14 protein-coding genes are annotated in these 14,022 nt (G+C 31.8%); 5 read left to right on the top strand and 9 right to left on the bottom strand.

Translation table 11 applies throughout. The annotated features are described in order from the left end of the window. Positions 1-206: 206 nt before the first annotated feature. Positions 207-896 (bottom strand): DUF4294 domain-containing protein, encoded by a 690-nt coding sequence (locus ABWP60_RS09135; protein ID WP_353151628.1) that lies wholly within the window; start codon positions 894-896, stop codon positions 207-209. Between the two features lie 87 nt (positions 897-983). Here ABWP60_RS09135 and ABWP60_RS09130 point away from each other — a divergent pair, with 87 nt between their 5' ends. Together ABWP60_RS09130 and ABWP60_RS09125 are read left to right on the top strand one after the other, a co-directional pair. Continuing rightward, on the top strand, positions 984-2,066 hold the full coding sequence (locus tag ABWP60_RS09130) for a M42 family metallopeptidase (RefSeq protein WP_353151625.1): 1,083 nt from the start codon (positions 984-986) through the stop codon (positions 2,064-2,066). A 17-nt stretch (positions 2,067-2,083) separates the two neighbouring features. Then, complete coding sequence (locus tag ABWP60_RS09125) at positions 2,084-2,443, top strand: nuclear transport factor 2 family protein (protein WP_353151622.1); 360 nt, start codon at positions 2,084-2,086, stop codon at positions 2,441-2,443. 43 nt (positions 2,444-2,486) lie between these two features. Here ABWP60_RS09125 and ABWP60_RS09120 read toward each other — a convergent pair whose 3' ends face one another. The 3 genes from ABWP60_RS09120 to nadC all read right to left on the bottom strand — a co-directional run bounded on the left by ABWP60_RS09120 (position 2,487) and on the right by nadC (position 5,013). Next, the gene (locus ABWP60_RS09120; RefSeq protein WP_353151619.1) at positions 2,487-3,047 is read right to left on the bottom strand and encodes a chalcone isomerase family protein; all 561 of its coding nucleotides are present in this window, start codon (positions 3,045-3,047) and stop codon (positions 2,487-2,489) included. Positions 3,048-3,109: 62 nt separating this feature from the next. Then, the gene (locus tag ABWP60_RS09115; protein WP_353151616.1) at positions 3,110-4,030 is read right to left on the bottom strand and encodes a YihY/virulence factor BrkB family protein; all 921 of its coding nucleotides are present in this window, start codon (positions 4,028-4,030) and stop codon (positions 3,110-3,112) included. A 125-nt stretch (positions 4,031-4,155) separates the two neighbouring features. After that, positions 4,156-5,013: a carboxylating nicotinate-nucleotide diphosphorylase gene (gene nadC / locus ABWP60_RS09110; protein ID WP_353151614.1), complete on the bottom strand. Its 858-nt coding sequence runs from the start codon at positions 5,011-5,013 to the stop codon at positions 4,156-4,158. A 172-nt stretch (positions 5,014-5,185) separates the two neighbouring features. Here nadC and ABWP60_RS09105 point away from each other — a divergent pair, with 172 nt between their 5' ends. Next, positions 5,186-5,680 (top strand): RNA polymerase sigma factor, encoded by a 495-nt coding sequence (locus ABWP60_RS09105; protein ID WP_353151611.1) that lies wholly within the window; start codon positions 5,186-5,188, stop codon positions 5,678-5,680. Positions 5,681-5,682: 2 nt separating this feature from the next. Then, on the top strand, positions 5,683-6,300 hold the full coding sequence (locus ABWP60_RS09100) for a DUF8845 family protein (protein WP_353151608.1): 618 nt from the start codon (positions 5,683-5,685) through the stop codon (positions 6,298-6,300). Between the two features lie 36 nt (positions 6,301-6,336). Here the strand turns inward: ABWP60_RS09100 and ABWP60_RS09095 are convergent, their stop codons facing one another. Together ABWP60_RS09095 and ABWP60_RS09090 are read right to left on the bottom strand one after the other, a co-directional pair. Beyond that, positions 6,337-7,140 (bottom strand): lysophospholipid acyltransferase family protein, encoded by an 804-nt coding sequence (locus tag ABWP60_RS09095; protein WP_353151605.1) that lies wholly within the window; start codon positions 7,138-7,140, stop codon positions 6,337-6,339. A gap of 43 nt (positions 7,141-7,183) precedes the next feature. Continuing rightward, the gene (locus ABWP60_RS09090) at positions 7,184-7,825 is read right to left on the bottom strand and encodes an NUDIX hydrolase (RefSeq protein WP_353151602.1); all 642 of its coding nucleotides are present in this window, start codon (positions 7,823-7,825) and stop codon (positions 7,184-7,186) included. Between the two features lie 44 nt (positions 7,826-7,869). Here ABWP60_RS09090 and ABWP60_RS09085 point away from each other — a divergent pair, with 44 nt between their 5' ends. Beyond that, the gene (locus ABWP60_RS09085) at positions 7,870-8,313 is read left to right on the top strand and encodes a DUF4268 domain-containing protein (protein WP_353151599.1); all 444 of its coding nucleotides are present in this window, start codon (positions 7,870-7,872) and stop codon (positions 8,311-8,313) included. A gap of 99 nt (positions 8,314-8,412) precedes the next feature. Here ABWP60_RS09085 and ABWP60_RS09080 read toward each other — a convergent pair whose 3' ends face one another. The 3 genes from ABWP60_RS09080 to ABWP60_RS09070 all read right to left on the bottom strand — a co-directional run bounded on the left by ABWP60_RS09080 (position 8,413) and on the right by ABWP60_RS09070 (position 13,890). Next, the gene (locus ABWP60_RS09080; protein WP_353151596.1) at positions 8,413-10,209 is read right to left on the bottom strand and encodes an acyl-CoA dehydrogenase FadE; all 1,797 of its coding nucleotides are present in this window, start codon (positions 10,207-10,209) and stop codon (positions 8,413-8,415) included. A 95-nt stretch (positions 10,210-10,304) separates the two neighbouring features. After that, entirely contained in the window at positions 10,305-11,486 is a 1,182-nt protein-coding gene (locus tag ABWP60_RS09075) for an acetyl-CoA C-acyltransferase (RefSeq protein WP_353151593.1), read from the bottom strand. A 13-nt stretch (positions 11,487-11,499) separates the two neighbouring features. Further along, the gene (locus ABWP60_RS09070) at positions 11,500-13,890 is read right to left on the bottom strand and encodes a 3-hydroxyacyl-CoA dehydrogenase/enoyl-CoA hydratase family protein (protein WP_353151590.1); all 2,391 of its coding nucleotides are present in this window, start codon (positions 13,888-13,890) and stop codon (positions 11,500-11,502) included. Positions 13,891-14,022 lie beyond the last annotated feature (132 nt).

Raw genomic sequence — 14,022 nt, 5'->3', positions numbered from 1 at the left:
ATAATAATCTTTTTTTAAAGTATTTTCTTAACTATTGAAAAACAAGAAGTTACATAGTAGAAATTCTTGATAAAAAAGTTTTGCAGGGGAATTCAACTAGAAAAACAAGGCAATAGCCCTGATAGTAGCGGCATCCTTTTTGTATAGTGGGCTTTATTTCAAAGCCCACTATACAAAAAGATATAGCGGAGAGCAGGAAAGAGCTGCTAATTAAGTTTTATTTTTTCTTTATTTTTAGTTGACCAATTTGCTCTTAATTCGGTTTCGGAAATTGGTTTTTTAGCTTCTTGTTTCACTAGCCTTCCTTCGTCGAAAGCGCGTTGAAGGTAGCTTTCAATATAAAAATCTTCTGGAACTCCCATTGGATCATAACTTTTCTTTAAATCGATATTAAATAATTTAGCGGTATTATTAGACCAAAATGCTTTCCAACCGCTTTTATAATCTTTAATTAAATCAAAAGTGGTTTGCCCAGTTTGACGATTGATTAGTTTAACTAAAATTTGACCTTGTTTTCGGGATAATTTTTTAAGCTTTGGTTCAAACTCTTCATTTAAATATTTTTCTACTAATTTAAAGTATTTTCTTTTCTCTTTTTGAGATTTTAGTTTTGCCATTGTAGCGTTAATTTGTGTTAACTTTTCGGCTGTTAATTTTGCATATGGATATACAACACGCACTCTAAACTCTAGCAATTTAATTTGTTCGCGTTCAGCTTTTGTGAGTTTTATTGTATTCTCGTCAGAAATAGTAACTTCTTCAATTATTATTTCTCGAATCGTATCTGAATCTTTTATATATTCTATGGTATCCGATACACCTGAACCTTCTCCTTCCTGTGCAGAAAGTGATAAAAAATTAAAAAACAAAAATGCAATAAAAATAGTACGTAACATATCGTATGTATTAAAGTGTAAAATTATAAATTTTATTAGCAAGTTAGATGCCAATTTTTTATTTTAGCAAAAAATAGTTTAAATTTTATGAAAAGTATATTAAAAGATAGCTCGATTGCCTTTTTAGAATCGTATTTAAATAATGCATCGCCAACTGGATATGAAAGTGAAGGTCAGAAATTATGGATGAATTATTTGAAACCATATGTAGATACTTTTATTACCGACAATTACGGAACTGCGGTTGGAGTTATTAATCCAGACGCTGCGTTTAAGGTAGTAATTGAAGGACATAGTGACGAAATTTCGTGGTATGTAAATTACATTACCGATGACGGATTGATTTATGTCATAAGAAACGGTGGAAGCGATCATCAAACAGCACCTTCAAAACGTGTAAATATTCATACAAAAAAAGGAATTGTTCGTGGTGTTTTTGGATGGCCTGCTATTCATACTAGAATTGCCGGAAAAGAAGAAACTGCTAAAGTAGAAAATATTTTTATTGATTGTGGATGCAACACCAAACAAGAAGTCGAAGATTTAGGCGTTCATGTGGGATGTGTAATTACATATCCTGATGGATTTGAAATTTTAAATGAAAACAAGTTTGTTTGTAGAGCCATAGACAATAGAATTGGTGGTTTTATGATAGCTGAAGTGGCCCGACTTTTAAAAGAAAATAAAAAAACACTTCCTTTTGGATTGTATATAGTAAACGCAGTACAAGAGGAAATTGGCTTAAGAGGCGCAGAAATGATTACACAAAGCATTAAGCCAAATATTGCCATCGTTACTGATGTAACACACGACACCTCAACACCAATGATTGATAAAAAGATACAAGGTGATATTAAAATGGGAAAAGGTCCAGTTATTGCATACGCACCTGCAGTACAAAACAAACTGAGAGAATTAATTATCGATACTGCAGATGAAAAGCAAATTCCATTTCAACGGAATGCAACTTCAAGGGTTACCGGCACAGATACTGATGCTTTTGCATATAGTAATGGAGGCGTACCTAGTGCTTTAATTTCACTTCCTTTACGATATATGCACACCACTGTAGAAATGGTTCAAAGAGAAGATGTTGAAAATGTGATTAAATTAATTTACGAAACATTATTAAAAATTGAAAACAATCACGATTTTTCTTATTTTAAATAACATTTTTTAGTGTGAATATGATGTTGGAAAATGAAGCTATCGCTAAAAAATGGTTCGAGGCATTTAACTCGCATAACTTGGAGGATCTATTATATTTATATGATGACGCAGCCAAGCACTTTAGTCTTAAATTAAAAATTAGAAAACCGGAAACAAATGGTTTAATAACAGGAAAAAGCGAATTGAGAATTTGGTGGAAAGATGCATTTAAAAGACTTCCTACTTTATACTGTAAAGTTACCTCGCTAACAGCCAACAACGATAGAGTATTTATGGAATATGTGAGACAAGTTGAAAACGAAGAAGACATGCTTGTTGCAGAAGTTTTAGAAATTGAAAATGGTAAAATAGTTTTTTCTAGAGTATACCACGGATAATTTAGTTTAAAAAAAATCCCGTCTAACAAAGACGGGATTTTTTTTATTTACCTAGCATTCCTGCTTTCAAATCGTCATCGGCAGGATTATTTCCTAACCAAATTCCGAATAATGCTTTTTTGAAATCTAAACCTTCAATAGTCCCTTTTTTAGATCCGTTTTTGTAAACCGAAACGCCATCATTAGGAACATAAACAATAATAAAGACATCTTTTTTATTGATTTTGTCCTTAAAAAAACTTTTGAATTTATCGATTTTTGCTTTCAAAGGAGCTATTTTTTTGCCTGTTGAGCTCTCAAATCCTTCATTGATTGCTGTAATCATTTTTTCAGATGAAATTAATCCTGAAACAATATTCAATTTAATTGCCATAGCTTCATTGGCTGCAGAAATTGCATTTCCATCTGAAGATTTTTTAGTAACGTACAAGGAACCTACATACATGTCCATGAACATTTTTTCTCTAGTTCCGGCACCGTTTAATGTAAGGTTTTGACCTTCAACAGAAAGTTTTGCGTCAACCTTTACGTCTCCAATTGTTTTTTGCGCAGAAGCGAAAATTGCTGTTAATGCAATAAATAGTGTAAAAATTTGCTTTTTCATAATAGTTGATTTAATTTTTGATGTTGCTAAGTTAAACTTATTTTTTATTTCTTCCTATTTAATTATTCTTTTTTAGTGGATTTCAATTGAAAAATAAATGCATTTAATTCGAATCCTAACAAAATTAAAATACAGTTTAACCATATGTAAAACATCATAACTAAAAGTGTCCCAATAGAACCGTATAACTCATTATATCTGGCGAATTTTTCTACATAAATTCCAAATAAATTTGATGTTAAGAGAAATAAAACGGTTGTCATTACAGAACCATAACTTATAAACGATATGTGTTTACTTTCTCTAGTGCCGAATTTATAAAGTGTGGATGTAATGAATAATATCATTAACACCACAAATAAATATCTAATTGTTTCTATTAGCGGGATTTTAGATACATAACCACTTTGAGTTTCAACTTGATGAATAAAAACGGCAACAAAAATCAAAATAGCAACGGTTAATAAAATTAAGAAAGCAATAATTAACGATAAAACAATTGCAATTGCATACTGCTGAAAGTAACCTCTTTTTTCACTAATATTTTTTGACAATTCAAATCCATCCAACAGTGCATTAATTCCGTTTGACATTAAAAATACGGACAATATAAACCCTGAAGAAAGTAATCCATTATAGCTATTATTTAAAATATCTTTTAAGATCGCTTCTATAGCATCATACGTATTTGGCGGAACACTTTTCGAAACAAAAGTTAGAAAATCATTTTGGAAATTTTCTAGTGGAATAAAAGGAATTAAATTAAGTAAAAAAAGAGCAAAAGGAAACAAAGCCATAAAAAAACTAAAAGCGATAGCACTAGCTCGATGTGTTACTCCTCCCGATACAATACCAGAAAGATATAATTTAATAATATCATATAAGGAACTACCTTGCAAACTAGGAAATTGAATTCGCTTTAGCAAAACAATGAATTGCTTAATTATTGGAGCGTTTTTAATACTTTCTTTTTTAAATTTCATCTTTTTTTAGCTACAAACACGTTAAAAGTATGCGTTGTTCTATTATATTTATTCTTTTTAAACTAAATTAAAGAGATTTTAAAAACTTTAATAATTTCTTGAATTTGTATTGGTGATATTGTAATTTAAATTGCTTTTAAACTCAAATCCATATTATAAACCGAATGTGTTAAAGCACCAGATGAAATATAATTTACACCACATAATGCATACTCTCTTATTGTTTCTTCATTAATATTTCCAGAAGACTCTGTTAAGCATTGATTTCCGATAATTTGAACTGCATTTTTAGTCGTTTCAAAATCAAAATTATCTAATAAAATCCTGAACACACCACCCGCTTTTAGTATTTCTTCTACTTCTACAATATTTCTGGCTTCTACAATTATTTTTAAATCTTTATTATGTTCCTTTAAATACTGCTTGGTTTTAGCAATTGAAGCAGTTATTCCACCAGCAAAATCATTATGATTGTCTTTAAGCATAATCATATCGTATAATGCAAATCGATGGTTTTCACCACCTCCTATTTTTACTGCCCATTTTTCACAAGCTCTAAAATTAGGTGTCGTTTTACGAGTATCTAAAATTTTTGTGCCCGTTCCTTCAATTAATTGGACATAGTTATTGGTTTTTGTGGCAATAGCACTCATTCTTTGCATGCTGTTTAAAACCAATCGTTCTGCTTTTAGTATAGATTGAGAACTTCCGTGAACATGAAAAACTACATCACCATATTTCACTTCAGAACCATCATGAATAAAAGTTTCTACTTTAAGGTTTGAATCAACAAAATTAAACACCATTTTGGCAAATTCTACACCGGCAATAATTCCACTATCTTTTACCAAAAGTTTGGCACTTCCTATAGCTGAAGTTGGAATACAAGCCAATGAACTGTGATCGCCCTCACCAACATCTTCTCTGATGGCATTGGAGATTATTAAATTTAATTCGTTTTGAAAGTGTTGCTCTGTAATCATATAATTTTAACTCTATCGGGAATGTATAATTACAAAATTAAGCTATATTTTAGTATTAAGAACACAGAAAAAAGAAATTAATAAAATTTTTAATAATCTAAATTTGATTCATGAAATTAAAAATTGTTTATCATCTTTGTAACAAAATAGAAAACACCACTACAAATACTATATGATATCGGAAACGGAAGAAAATTTTGTTAAACAACTCAAGGCAAATCAGAATATTGTCCACAAAATTTGTAGACTTTATACTTTTGATCAAGATGCGCATAATGATTTGTTTCAAGAAATAACCATACAGTTATGGAAAGCGTTTCCAAAATTTAGAGGAGAATCTAAATTTTCTACTTGGGCCTATCGAGTTGGACTGAATACGGCTATTACACTTTATAGAAAGAAAAAGCGAAGTATTGAGACCACACCATTTGACTCAGAATTTCATCGTATTAATACGGATGAATATAATTTTGAGCAAGAAGAACAACTAAAATTAATGTATAAAGCCATTGCGGAGTTAAACGATATTGACAAAGCTTTGATGTTTTTATATTTAGAAGATAAAGATTACACTGAAATATCAGAAACACTGGGGATTAGCGAAGTGAATGCACGTGTGAAAATGAACAGAATTAAAGGGAAACTTAAAAAAACATTAAATCCGTAATTATGGATGAATTAGAATTATTAAAAAAAGACTGGAATAAAAATGGCGAGCAATTTAAACAAGTTTCTGAAAATGAAATTTATGCCATGTTGCAAAAAAGCTCGTCTTCAATTGTAAAATGGATTTTCATTATTAGTATTGTTGAATTTTTTGTTTTAAGATTAATGGATTTATCATTATTTTATGATGAAAATTTAAAAAACAAACTCAATCAAATTCATATTTATGAAATTGAAAAAACAGTTACCATATTTAACATATTGGTATTGTTGGCTTTTATTTATTATTTCTACAAGAATTTAAGAAATATAAGTGCTACTTCTTCAGTAAATAATTTGATGAAAGACATCATTAAGACAAGAAAAATTGTAAAATACTATGTTTGGTATAACTTAATAATTGCCGGAATAACAGGTATAATTGTAGTTTACTTTCAAAGTAAATATGACGCCAATTTAAGCATCTTATTAGAAAAATATGAATATTTATTTGTTATTTGTTGTGCTCTTTTGGTGATGTTTCTAATATTTGTTTTCTATTTATTTTATAAATTATTATATGGTTTTCTGTTAAGAAGATTAAAACGAAATTATAATGAATTACAGAAAATAGAGTACTAAAAAAAGACCTGATAAAATTTTATCAGGTCTTTTTTTTTAATATTTCCATTGTCTTTCTACATCTAGTTTAGTTGCTTCTTCTAAAACTTCTTGTGGAATTACTTTTAATAACGAAGGATGTTGTTCAATGGCGAATTCTATTTGTTCTACAATTTTCTCGATTGAATCGTTTTCGTAATCAATTTCTAAAGGTGGCTTAATTTCCATTGATTGCAAAATTCCTTTCTTCTTTACAAATAATCCCTTTCTATCAAATGATCTTCTAAATCCATCAATTACAATAGGCACAACAATGGGTTTGTGTTGTTTAATAATATGAGCCGTTCCTTTTCGAACCGGTTTAAAAGAGCGAGTTGTTCCTTGAGGGAATGTAATCACCCAACCATCTTCCAATGCTATTTTAATATTTTCAGTGTCATTCGGATTCACATCTCGTTGTACATCTTTACCTTCAGCACGCCAAGTTCTTTCAACAGTTATTGCGCCTATATATGCTAAAATTCGTGGCAGAAAACCTTCTTGCATAGTTTCCTTCGCAGCAACATAATAAATATTTAACTTAGGTTTCCACAAATAAAACACATTTTTAATATTATTTTCTCTTCCTTTCAAAGCAGCGTTAAACACATGAAACATAGCGGTTACATCTGCGAAATAGGTTTGATGATTTGAGATAAAAAGCACATTTCTTTCTGGTAAATTCCGAATTATTTCAGAACCTTCTATTTGTAAATTATTAAAACTTCTATATCTACTATGCGTTAAAGCACCAAAAATTCGGATTAACCATTTCTTGATGAATAATATATGTCCAAACGGATTTCTTTTGAATAATCCCATACGAATTGCGTTTTAAAAACGATGCAAATTTAGTAATTTTATACTACTTCATTGCGTTTTTAAACAACTCTTTTAACTCGCTGAGCATCATAGCAGTAGCGCCCCAAATTAAAAAATCTTCAACTTGAAATGCAGGTACATCAATATCTGTAGCATAAGAAGTAGTCATTTTCGTTTGTACAATAGTTTTTTCATTAAGCAATTGATGAATTGGGAATTCTAATACGCGTTGCACTTCATCTGGATTCGGAATAAATTGTAAATTTTCATTTGAAAAACCTAAATAAGGGGTGACTAAAAAATTGCTTGGCGGAATATAAATTTCACTACACTGTCTTATTATTTCAACTTTATTCATTTGAATGCCAACTTCTTCTCCTGTTTCTCTTAGTGCTGTAAATTCTAATGTTCCATCTTCTAATTCTTCTTTTCCACCAGGAAAACTAATTTGAGAAGAATGTACTCCAGGATAAGTATTTCGTACAATTAAAGCCAAATGTGCCATTTCATCTTTAGGATATACCAACATTAAAACGGCTGCATTTTTAGGTTTAATTTCAGAATATAATTTATCCTTTAGATAAGTTATTCGTTCCAAATGCGCCATTTTTATGTGTGCATCTGTGGCTAACAACTTTTCTTTCTTTAAATTTGCAATATTATTTATAAAGTGAGTGAATTCCATTTTTAGATTTCTAATTTATAAAGTTACAAAAAATAATTACAAAAATGTATAGTAAAGCTGACGCACAATTAATAAAGAAAGAATTTTGGAGCACTTTTGGAAACGAATATCCAAGAAAATGGTTGCTGTATAACACTAAAATTAAAGACGTTACATTTAAATTCAATGTGGATAATAAAAAAGCATACGTAATGTTAGATATAGAACCCAAAGATGAAAATAAACGAAAAATCTATTTTGAGAAAGTCGAATCGTTAAAAGATATTTTGATTGAAGAATTTTTATCTGATGTAATCTTCAACAGAGAACATTATTTAGAAAGTGGTAAAATTATAAGTCGTGTTTGGGTGGAATTATCTGACGTGAGTTTGAACCGAAAATCAGATTGGGAAACCATTTTTAATTTTTTCTACACTAAAATGGATGCTTTTGAGCGGTTTTTCTATGAGTATGAAGATTATATTAAAGATTTGGAAGTGAATACTTAATTGGAAATTAGATATTAGATTTCGGATTTAAGACAAAGAGTAAATTAAATAAAAAAAGTCCTGGAAAATCAGGACTTTTTTATAACCACAAATTATTTATTAAAAACAATATTTATTTTCCGCGATAACTTTTGCAGCAATTTGCTCACGTAATTTCACTACGTTTGGCATATTAAAGTATTTTGTATATCGACGTAATCCCATTAACATCATACGTTGCTCGTCGCCTTCTGCGAAAGAAACAATTCCTTCTTTTCCTTTTTGAGTAACAATATCAACAGCTTTATACAAGTACAATTGTGTCATAGCTATTTGATCCACTACTTTATCAGCGCCTAATTTTTTAGCCATTTTTTCTGTTCTCAAAACGGCACTTTCTGCCATGTAAATTTCAATTAACATATCGGCTGCAGCCATTAAAAGTTGTTGATGCTCTTCTAATTCGGCACCAAATTTTTGAACTGCGGCACCAGCCACCATTAAAAATGCTTTTTTCAGTTTGCCTACCATTTCTTTTTCTTCTGCTAATAATTCGGTGTAATCTGGCACATCAAATGATGGAATTTCCATCAACTCTTCGGCTACAGCCATAGCTGGGCCAATTAAATCAACGTGACCTTTCATTGCTTTTTTAACCAACATTCCTACAGAAAGCATACGATTAATTTCGTTTGTTCCTTCGTAAATACGAGCAATTCGGGCATCTCTCCAAGCAGATTCCATAGGTGTGTCTTCTGAAAAACCCATTCCTCCAAAAATTTGAATTCCTTCATCAGTGCAATGCTGTACATCTTCAGAAACGGCAACTTTTAAAATAGAACATTCAATGGCATATTCTTCTACACCTTTTAATTCTGCCTCTTGTTTAGAATTACCATCGGCTTCTCTTGCTTCAATTCTGTTTTGAATATCCCCAGCAGCTCTGTACGTAGCACTTTCATCTACATAACAATTTGTAGTAATTTCAGCAATTTTTGCTTGAATAGCTCCGAAACTTGATATTGGCGTATTAAACTGAACCCTTTCGTTAGCGTATTTTACAGCTCCAGAAATGGTTCTTCTTTGCGCTTCTAAACAAGCGGCTGCTAATTTAATTCGACCTACATTTAATGCGTTCATAGCGATTTTGAAACCTTCACCTCTTCCCGCTAACATATTTTCAACAGGAACTTTAGTCTCATTAAAGAAAACTTGTCTTGTTGAACTTGCGCGAATTCCTAATTTATGTTCTTCTTCGCCTAGCGTGATTCCGTTGTTATTTTCTCTATCATATTCTACAATAAAACCTGTAATGTTTTTATCCTCTTCAATACGAGCAAAAACTATCATTACGTTACAAAAACCTGCGTTTGAAATCCACATTTTTTGTCCAGAAATTAGATAATGTGATCCATCTGCAGATAAAACCGCTTTAGTTTTTCCAGAATTCGCATCCGAACCTGCGCCTGGTTCAGTCAAACAATAGGAACCAAACCATTCGCCAGAAGCTAATTTTGGGACATATTTTTGTTTTTGTTCTTCAGTTCCATACAAAGTAATTGGCATCGTTCCAATTCCAGTATGTGCTCCAAAAGCAGTTGAAAACGAGCCTGTTGCACCAGAGATATAATCGCAGACTAAGGCTGTATTTACAAATCCCATTCCTAACCCGCCATAGGCTTCTGGTACTGCTACTCCTAAAAAGCCCAGCGCACCAGCGTTTCGCATACATTGTTCAGTATACGCATAATCTTTTTTCTCAAATTTATCTTTGTGTGCCCAAAGTTCTTTATCTACGAATTCTTTTACAGAATCACGCATCATAAGTTGTTCTTCATTAAAATCTTCAGGAGTGAAAACATTTTCGCACTTTGTTTCTTTTACTAAAAACTGACCACCTCTTGTTATGTCTTCCATTTTTATATTATTTTAAAGTTTTTATTTTGGAACACAGATTGAAAAAATTTAAAAAATTTAAAAAATTTCTTCAATCTGTGTTCCTCTAATTATTTTTAAATCAATTCGAAAATTCCCGCCGTTCCCTGTCCTGTACCTACACACATTGAAACGATTCCGTATTTAGATTTTCTTAGTTTCATTTCTTCAAATAATTGTACCGATAATTTAGCACCTGTACAACCAAGCGGATGACCTAGAGCAATTGCTCCTCCATTTACATTAATAATATCTGGATTTAAATGTAATTCGCGAGTTACCGCTAATGCTTGAGAAGCAAAGGCTTCATTTAATTCAATTAAATCGATATCTTTTAGTGTTAATCCAGCTTGTGATAAGGCTTTTGGGATGGCTTTTACCGGTCCGATACCCATAATTCTTGGCTCTACACCTGCGGAAGCAAAATTGACTAAACGTGCAATTGGTTCTAAATTTAATTCTTTCACCATTTCTTCGCTCATCACTAAAACGAAAGCAGCACCATCACTCATTTGAGACGAATTTCCTGCCGTAACAGAACCATCTGCTGCAAAAACTGGTTTTAAATTGGCTAAGGCTTCCACCGAAGTTCCTAATCTTGGCCCTTCATCTTTTGAAACGATATACGATTTGGTTTCTTTTTTACTGTTTTCGTTAACAAATGTTTGTTCAATATTTATAGGCACAATTTGGCTGTCGAATTTTCCATCAGCTTGCGCTTTTAAAGCCTTCATATGTGATTCGAAAGCAAATTTATCTTGATCTTCTCTCGAAATTTTAAATTGTTTTGCTACAGCTTCGGCTGTTAAACCCATTCCCCAATAATAGTCTTCATTTCCAGCAGCAGCAACTTTATAATCTGGAGTTGGTTTGTAGCCTCCCATTGGAATATAACTCATACTTTCAGCGCCACCAGCGATAATACAATGCGCCATTCCTGATTGAATTTTGGCTGTTGCCATTCCGATGGTTTCTAATCCTGAAGCGCAATATCTGTTGACCGTTACACCAGGAACATCTGTCACCTTTAATCCCATTAAGGAAATTAATCTTCCAACGTTTAAACCCTGTTCTGCTTCTGGCATAGCATTTCCAACCATCACATCATCAATTCTTGTTTTATCGAAATTTGGCAATTGCGCCATCATATGATCGATAGTTTCTGCCGCTAATTCGTCAGGTCTTTTAAAACGAAATAATCCTTTAGGCGCTTTTCCTACTGCAGTTCTATATGCGGATACTATATATGCTGTTTTCATAATTACTTTTTGATTAATTTCTCAACGGTTTTCCCTTAGTTAACATAAACTGAATGCGTTCTAATGTTTTTCTTTCCGAACAAAGTGATAAGAAAGCTTCACGTTCTAAATCCAATAAGTATTGTTCAGAAACAAAATTTGGTTCAGATAAATCGCCACCAGCCATCACATAAGCCAATTTATTGGCAATTTTTTGGTCGTGCTCAGAAATGAATTGTCCTGCAACCATTTGGTCGGTTCCTACTAAGAACATGCCCAAAGCTTGTTTACCTAATACTTTAATATCGTGTCTTCTCACTGGTTGTGTATAGCCTTGATTTGCCATTTGTAAAGCCACTTGTTTTGCAGTAGCAATTTGTCTGTCTTTATTTACAACAACAATATCTCTTCCTTTTTGAAGTACGCCAATATCGAAAGCTTCATAAGCAGATGTTGCCACTTTCGCCATTCCAACGGTTAAAAAATATTCTTGTAAGACGTTTAATTCTACATCATTTTTTCTAAATAAATCAGATGCACGAAGCGCCATTTCTTTAGAACCACCACCGCCAGGTATTACACCAACTCCAAATTCTACTAATCCTATATAGGTTTCAGCTGCAGCAACTGCTCTATCTGAGTGCATAGTTAATTCGCAACCCCCACCAAGAGTCATTCCGTGAGGTGTAGCAATTACTGGAATGGAGGAATATCTACAACGCATCATCGTGTCTTGAAACATTTTGATCGCCATATTTAATTCGTCATATTCTTGTTCAACGGCCAACATGAAAATCATGGCTAAATTGGCACCAACAGAAAAATTTGTTCCTTGATTTCCAATAACTAAACCTTCGTATCCTTTTTCAGCCATATCAATAGCTTTGTTGATACCTTGTAAAACACCAGCTCCGATAGAATTCATTTTTGAAGTAAATTCTAAGTTTATAATTCCGTCACCTAAATCGGTGATAATACTTTCGTTATTATTCCAAACTTTTTTACTTTCGCGAATGTTGTCTAAAATTATAAAAGCATCTTGTCCTGGAATTTTTTCTGTTTGATTTTTATCAATGTTATAGTAATAAGTTGCACCATCTTTTACAGAATAGAAAGTCGTATTTCCAGATGCTATCATTTCTTTTACCCAATTTGCAGGTTGGAAGCCTTCCGATTGCATTAATTCAATTCCTTTTGGAACACCAATAGCGTCCCAAATTTCAAAAGGTCCATTTTCCCAACCAAAACCGGCTTTCATCGCATCGTCAATTTTGTAAAAAGCATCTGTAATTTCTGGAATTCTGTTAGAGCAATATTGGAACATGGAAGCGAAGTTTTTTCGATAAAATTCACCCGCTTTATCCTTTCCTGTAATTAACAATTTAAATCTATCGATTGGTTTTTCGATGGTTTTTGTTAATTCCAAAGTTGCAAATGATGCTTTTTTAGCGGCACGATAGTCTAATGTATTGAAATCTAAAGAAAGAATTTCTTTACCAACTTTTTTATAGAACCCTTGTCCTGTTTTACTTCCTAGCCAATTATTTTCCATCATTTTATTGATAAAATCTGGCAATTTGAATAATTCTAAAACCTCGTCTTGTTTGCAATTTTCATAAATTCCATTCGCCACGTGAACTAAAGTATCTAAACCAACAACGTCAACAGTTCGGAAAGTTGCCGATTTTGGTCGGCCAATTACTGGACCCGTTAATTTATCTACTTCTTCAATTGTTAAGCCCATTTCTTTAACTTGATGAAACAAGCTCATAATTCCGAAAATTCCAATTCTGTTACCGATAAAAGCGGGCGTATCTTTGGCAACTACGGATGTTTTTCCTAAAAATTTTTCTCCATAACTATTTAAGAAATCTAATACTTCCATTGAAGTTTCAGGCCCTGGAATAATTTCGAATAATTTTAAGTAACGTGCTGGATTAAAAAAGTGCGTTCCACAAAAGTGTTTTTGAAAATCTTCACTTCTACCTTCACTCATAAAATGAATTGGAATTCCAGATGTGTTTGAAGTAATTAATGTTCCTGGTTTACGAAATTTCTCAATTTGTTCGAAAACGCTTTTCTTAATATCTAAACGTTCCACTACCACTTCAATAATCCAATCACATGAAGCAATTTTAGCCATATCATCCGTTGTATTTCCGGTAGTAATTCTACTAGCAAAACTTTGATGATAAATAGGTGATGGTTTTGATTTTAAAGCATTATTTAGATGATCGTTTACCAATCTATTTCGAACCACTTTATTTTCTAAAGTTAATTCTTTTTTAATTTCTGTATCCGTTAACTCTCTAGGTATTATATCAAGTAGTAACACCTCTACTCCAATATTTGCAAAATGGCAAGCAATTCCGCTTCCCATAATTCCAGATCCAATAACTGCAACTTTTTTGATGTTTCGTTTCATGTATATTTGTTTTACTTCGGAGACTTTTGTATTCTGTAAAGTATATAAATTATTTTAGTTTGATATTTTTATCAAAAATTTCTTTTTCAAGAATTTGTTCATTTATTATTTCAGCAACTTGTATAAAATTGA

It is taken from the genome of Flavobacterium sp. (genome assembly GCF_040402895.1).
GTDB lineage: Bacteria > Bacteroidota > Bacteroidia > Flavobacteriales > Flavobacteriaceae > Flavobacterium.
Note: the sequence above shows the minus strand (reverse complement) of the source record. Positions and strands in the feature narration are given on the sequence as shown.

What these genes read in the sequence shown, in the direction of transcription:
- ABWP60_RS09135 (WP_353151628.1), bottom strand. Translation starts at nt 896, where the DNA reads ATGTTACGTACTATTTTTATTGCATTTTTGTTTTTTAATTTTTTATCA.
- ABWP60_RS09130 (WP_353151625.1), top strand. Translation starts at nt 984, where the DNA reads ATGAAAAGTATATTAAAAGATAGCTCGATTGCCTTTTTAGAATCGTAT.
- ABWP60_RS09125 (WP_353151622.1), top strand. Translation starts at nt 2,084, where the DNA reads ATGATGTTGGAAAATGAAGCTATCGCTAAAAAATGGTTCGAGGCATTT.
- ABWP60_RS09120 (WP_353151619.1), bottom strand. Translation starts at nt 3,047, where the DNA reads ATGAAAAAGCAAATTTTTACACTATTTATTGCATTAACAGCAATTTTC.
- ABWP60_RS09115 (WP_353151616.1), bottom strand. Translation starts at nt 4,030, where the DNA reads ATGAAATTTAAAAAAGAAAGTATTAAAAACGCTCCAATAATTAAGCAA.
- nadC (WP_353151614.1), bottom strand. Translation starts at nt 5,013, where the DNA reads ATGATTACAGAGCAACACTTTCAAAACGAATTAAATTTAATAATCTCC.
- ABWP60_RS09105 (WP_353151611.1), top strand. Translation starts at nt 5,186, where the DNA reads ATGATATCGGAAACGGAAGAAAATTTTGTTAAACAACTCAAGGCAAAT.
- ABWP60_RS09100 (WP_353151608.1), top strand. Translation starts at nt 5,683, where the DNA reads ATGGATGAATTAGAATTATTAAAAAAAGACTGGAATAAAAATGGCGAG.
- ABWP60_RS09095 (WP_353151605.1), bottom strand. Translation starts at nt 7,140, where the DNA reads ATGGGATTATTCAAAAGAAATCCGTTTGGACATATATTATTCATCAAG.
- ABWP60_RS09090 (WP_353151602.1), bottom strand. Translation starts at nt 7,825, where the DNA reads ATGGAATTCACTCACTTTATAAATAATATTGCAAATTTAAAGAAAGAA.
- ABWP60_RS09085 (WP_353151599.1), top strand. Translation starts at nt 7,870, where the DNA reads ATGTATAGTAAAGCTGACGCACAATTAATAAAGAAAGAATTTTGGAGC.
- ABWP60_RS09080 (WP_353151596.1), bottom strand. Translation starts at nt 10,209, where the DNA reads ATGGAAGACATAACAAGAGGTGGTCAGTTTTTAGTAAAAGAAACAAAG.
- ABWP60_RS09075 (WP_353151593.1), bottom strand. Translation starts at nt 11,486, where the DNA reads ATGAAAACAGCATATATAGTATCCGCATATAGAACTGCAGTAGGAAAA.
- ABWP60_RS09070 (WP_353151590.1), bottom strand. Translation starts at nt 13,890, where the DNA reads ATGAAACGAAACATCAAAAAAGTTGCAGTTATTGGATCTGGAATTATG.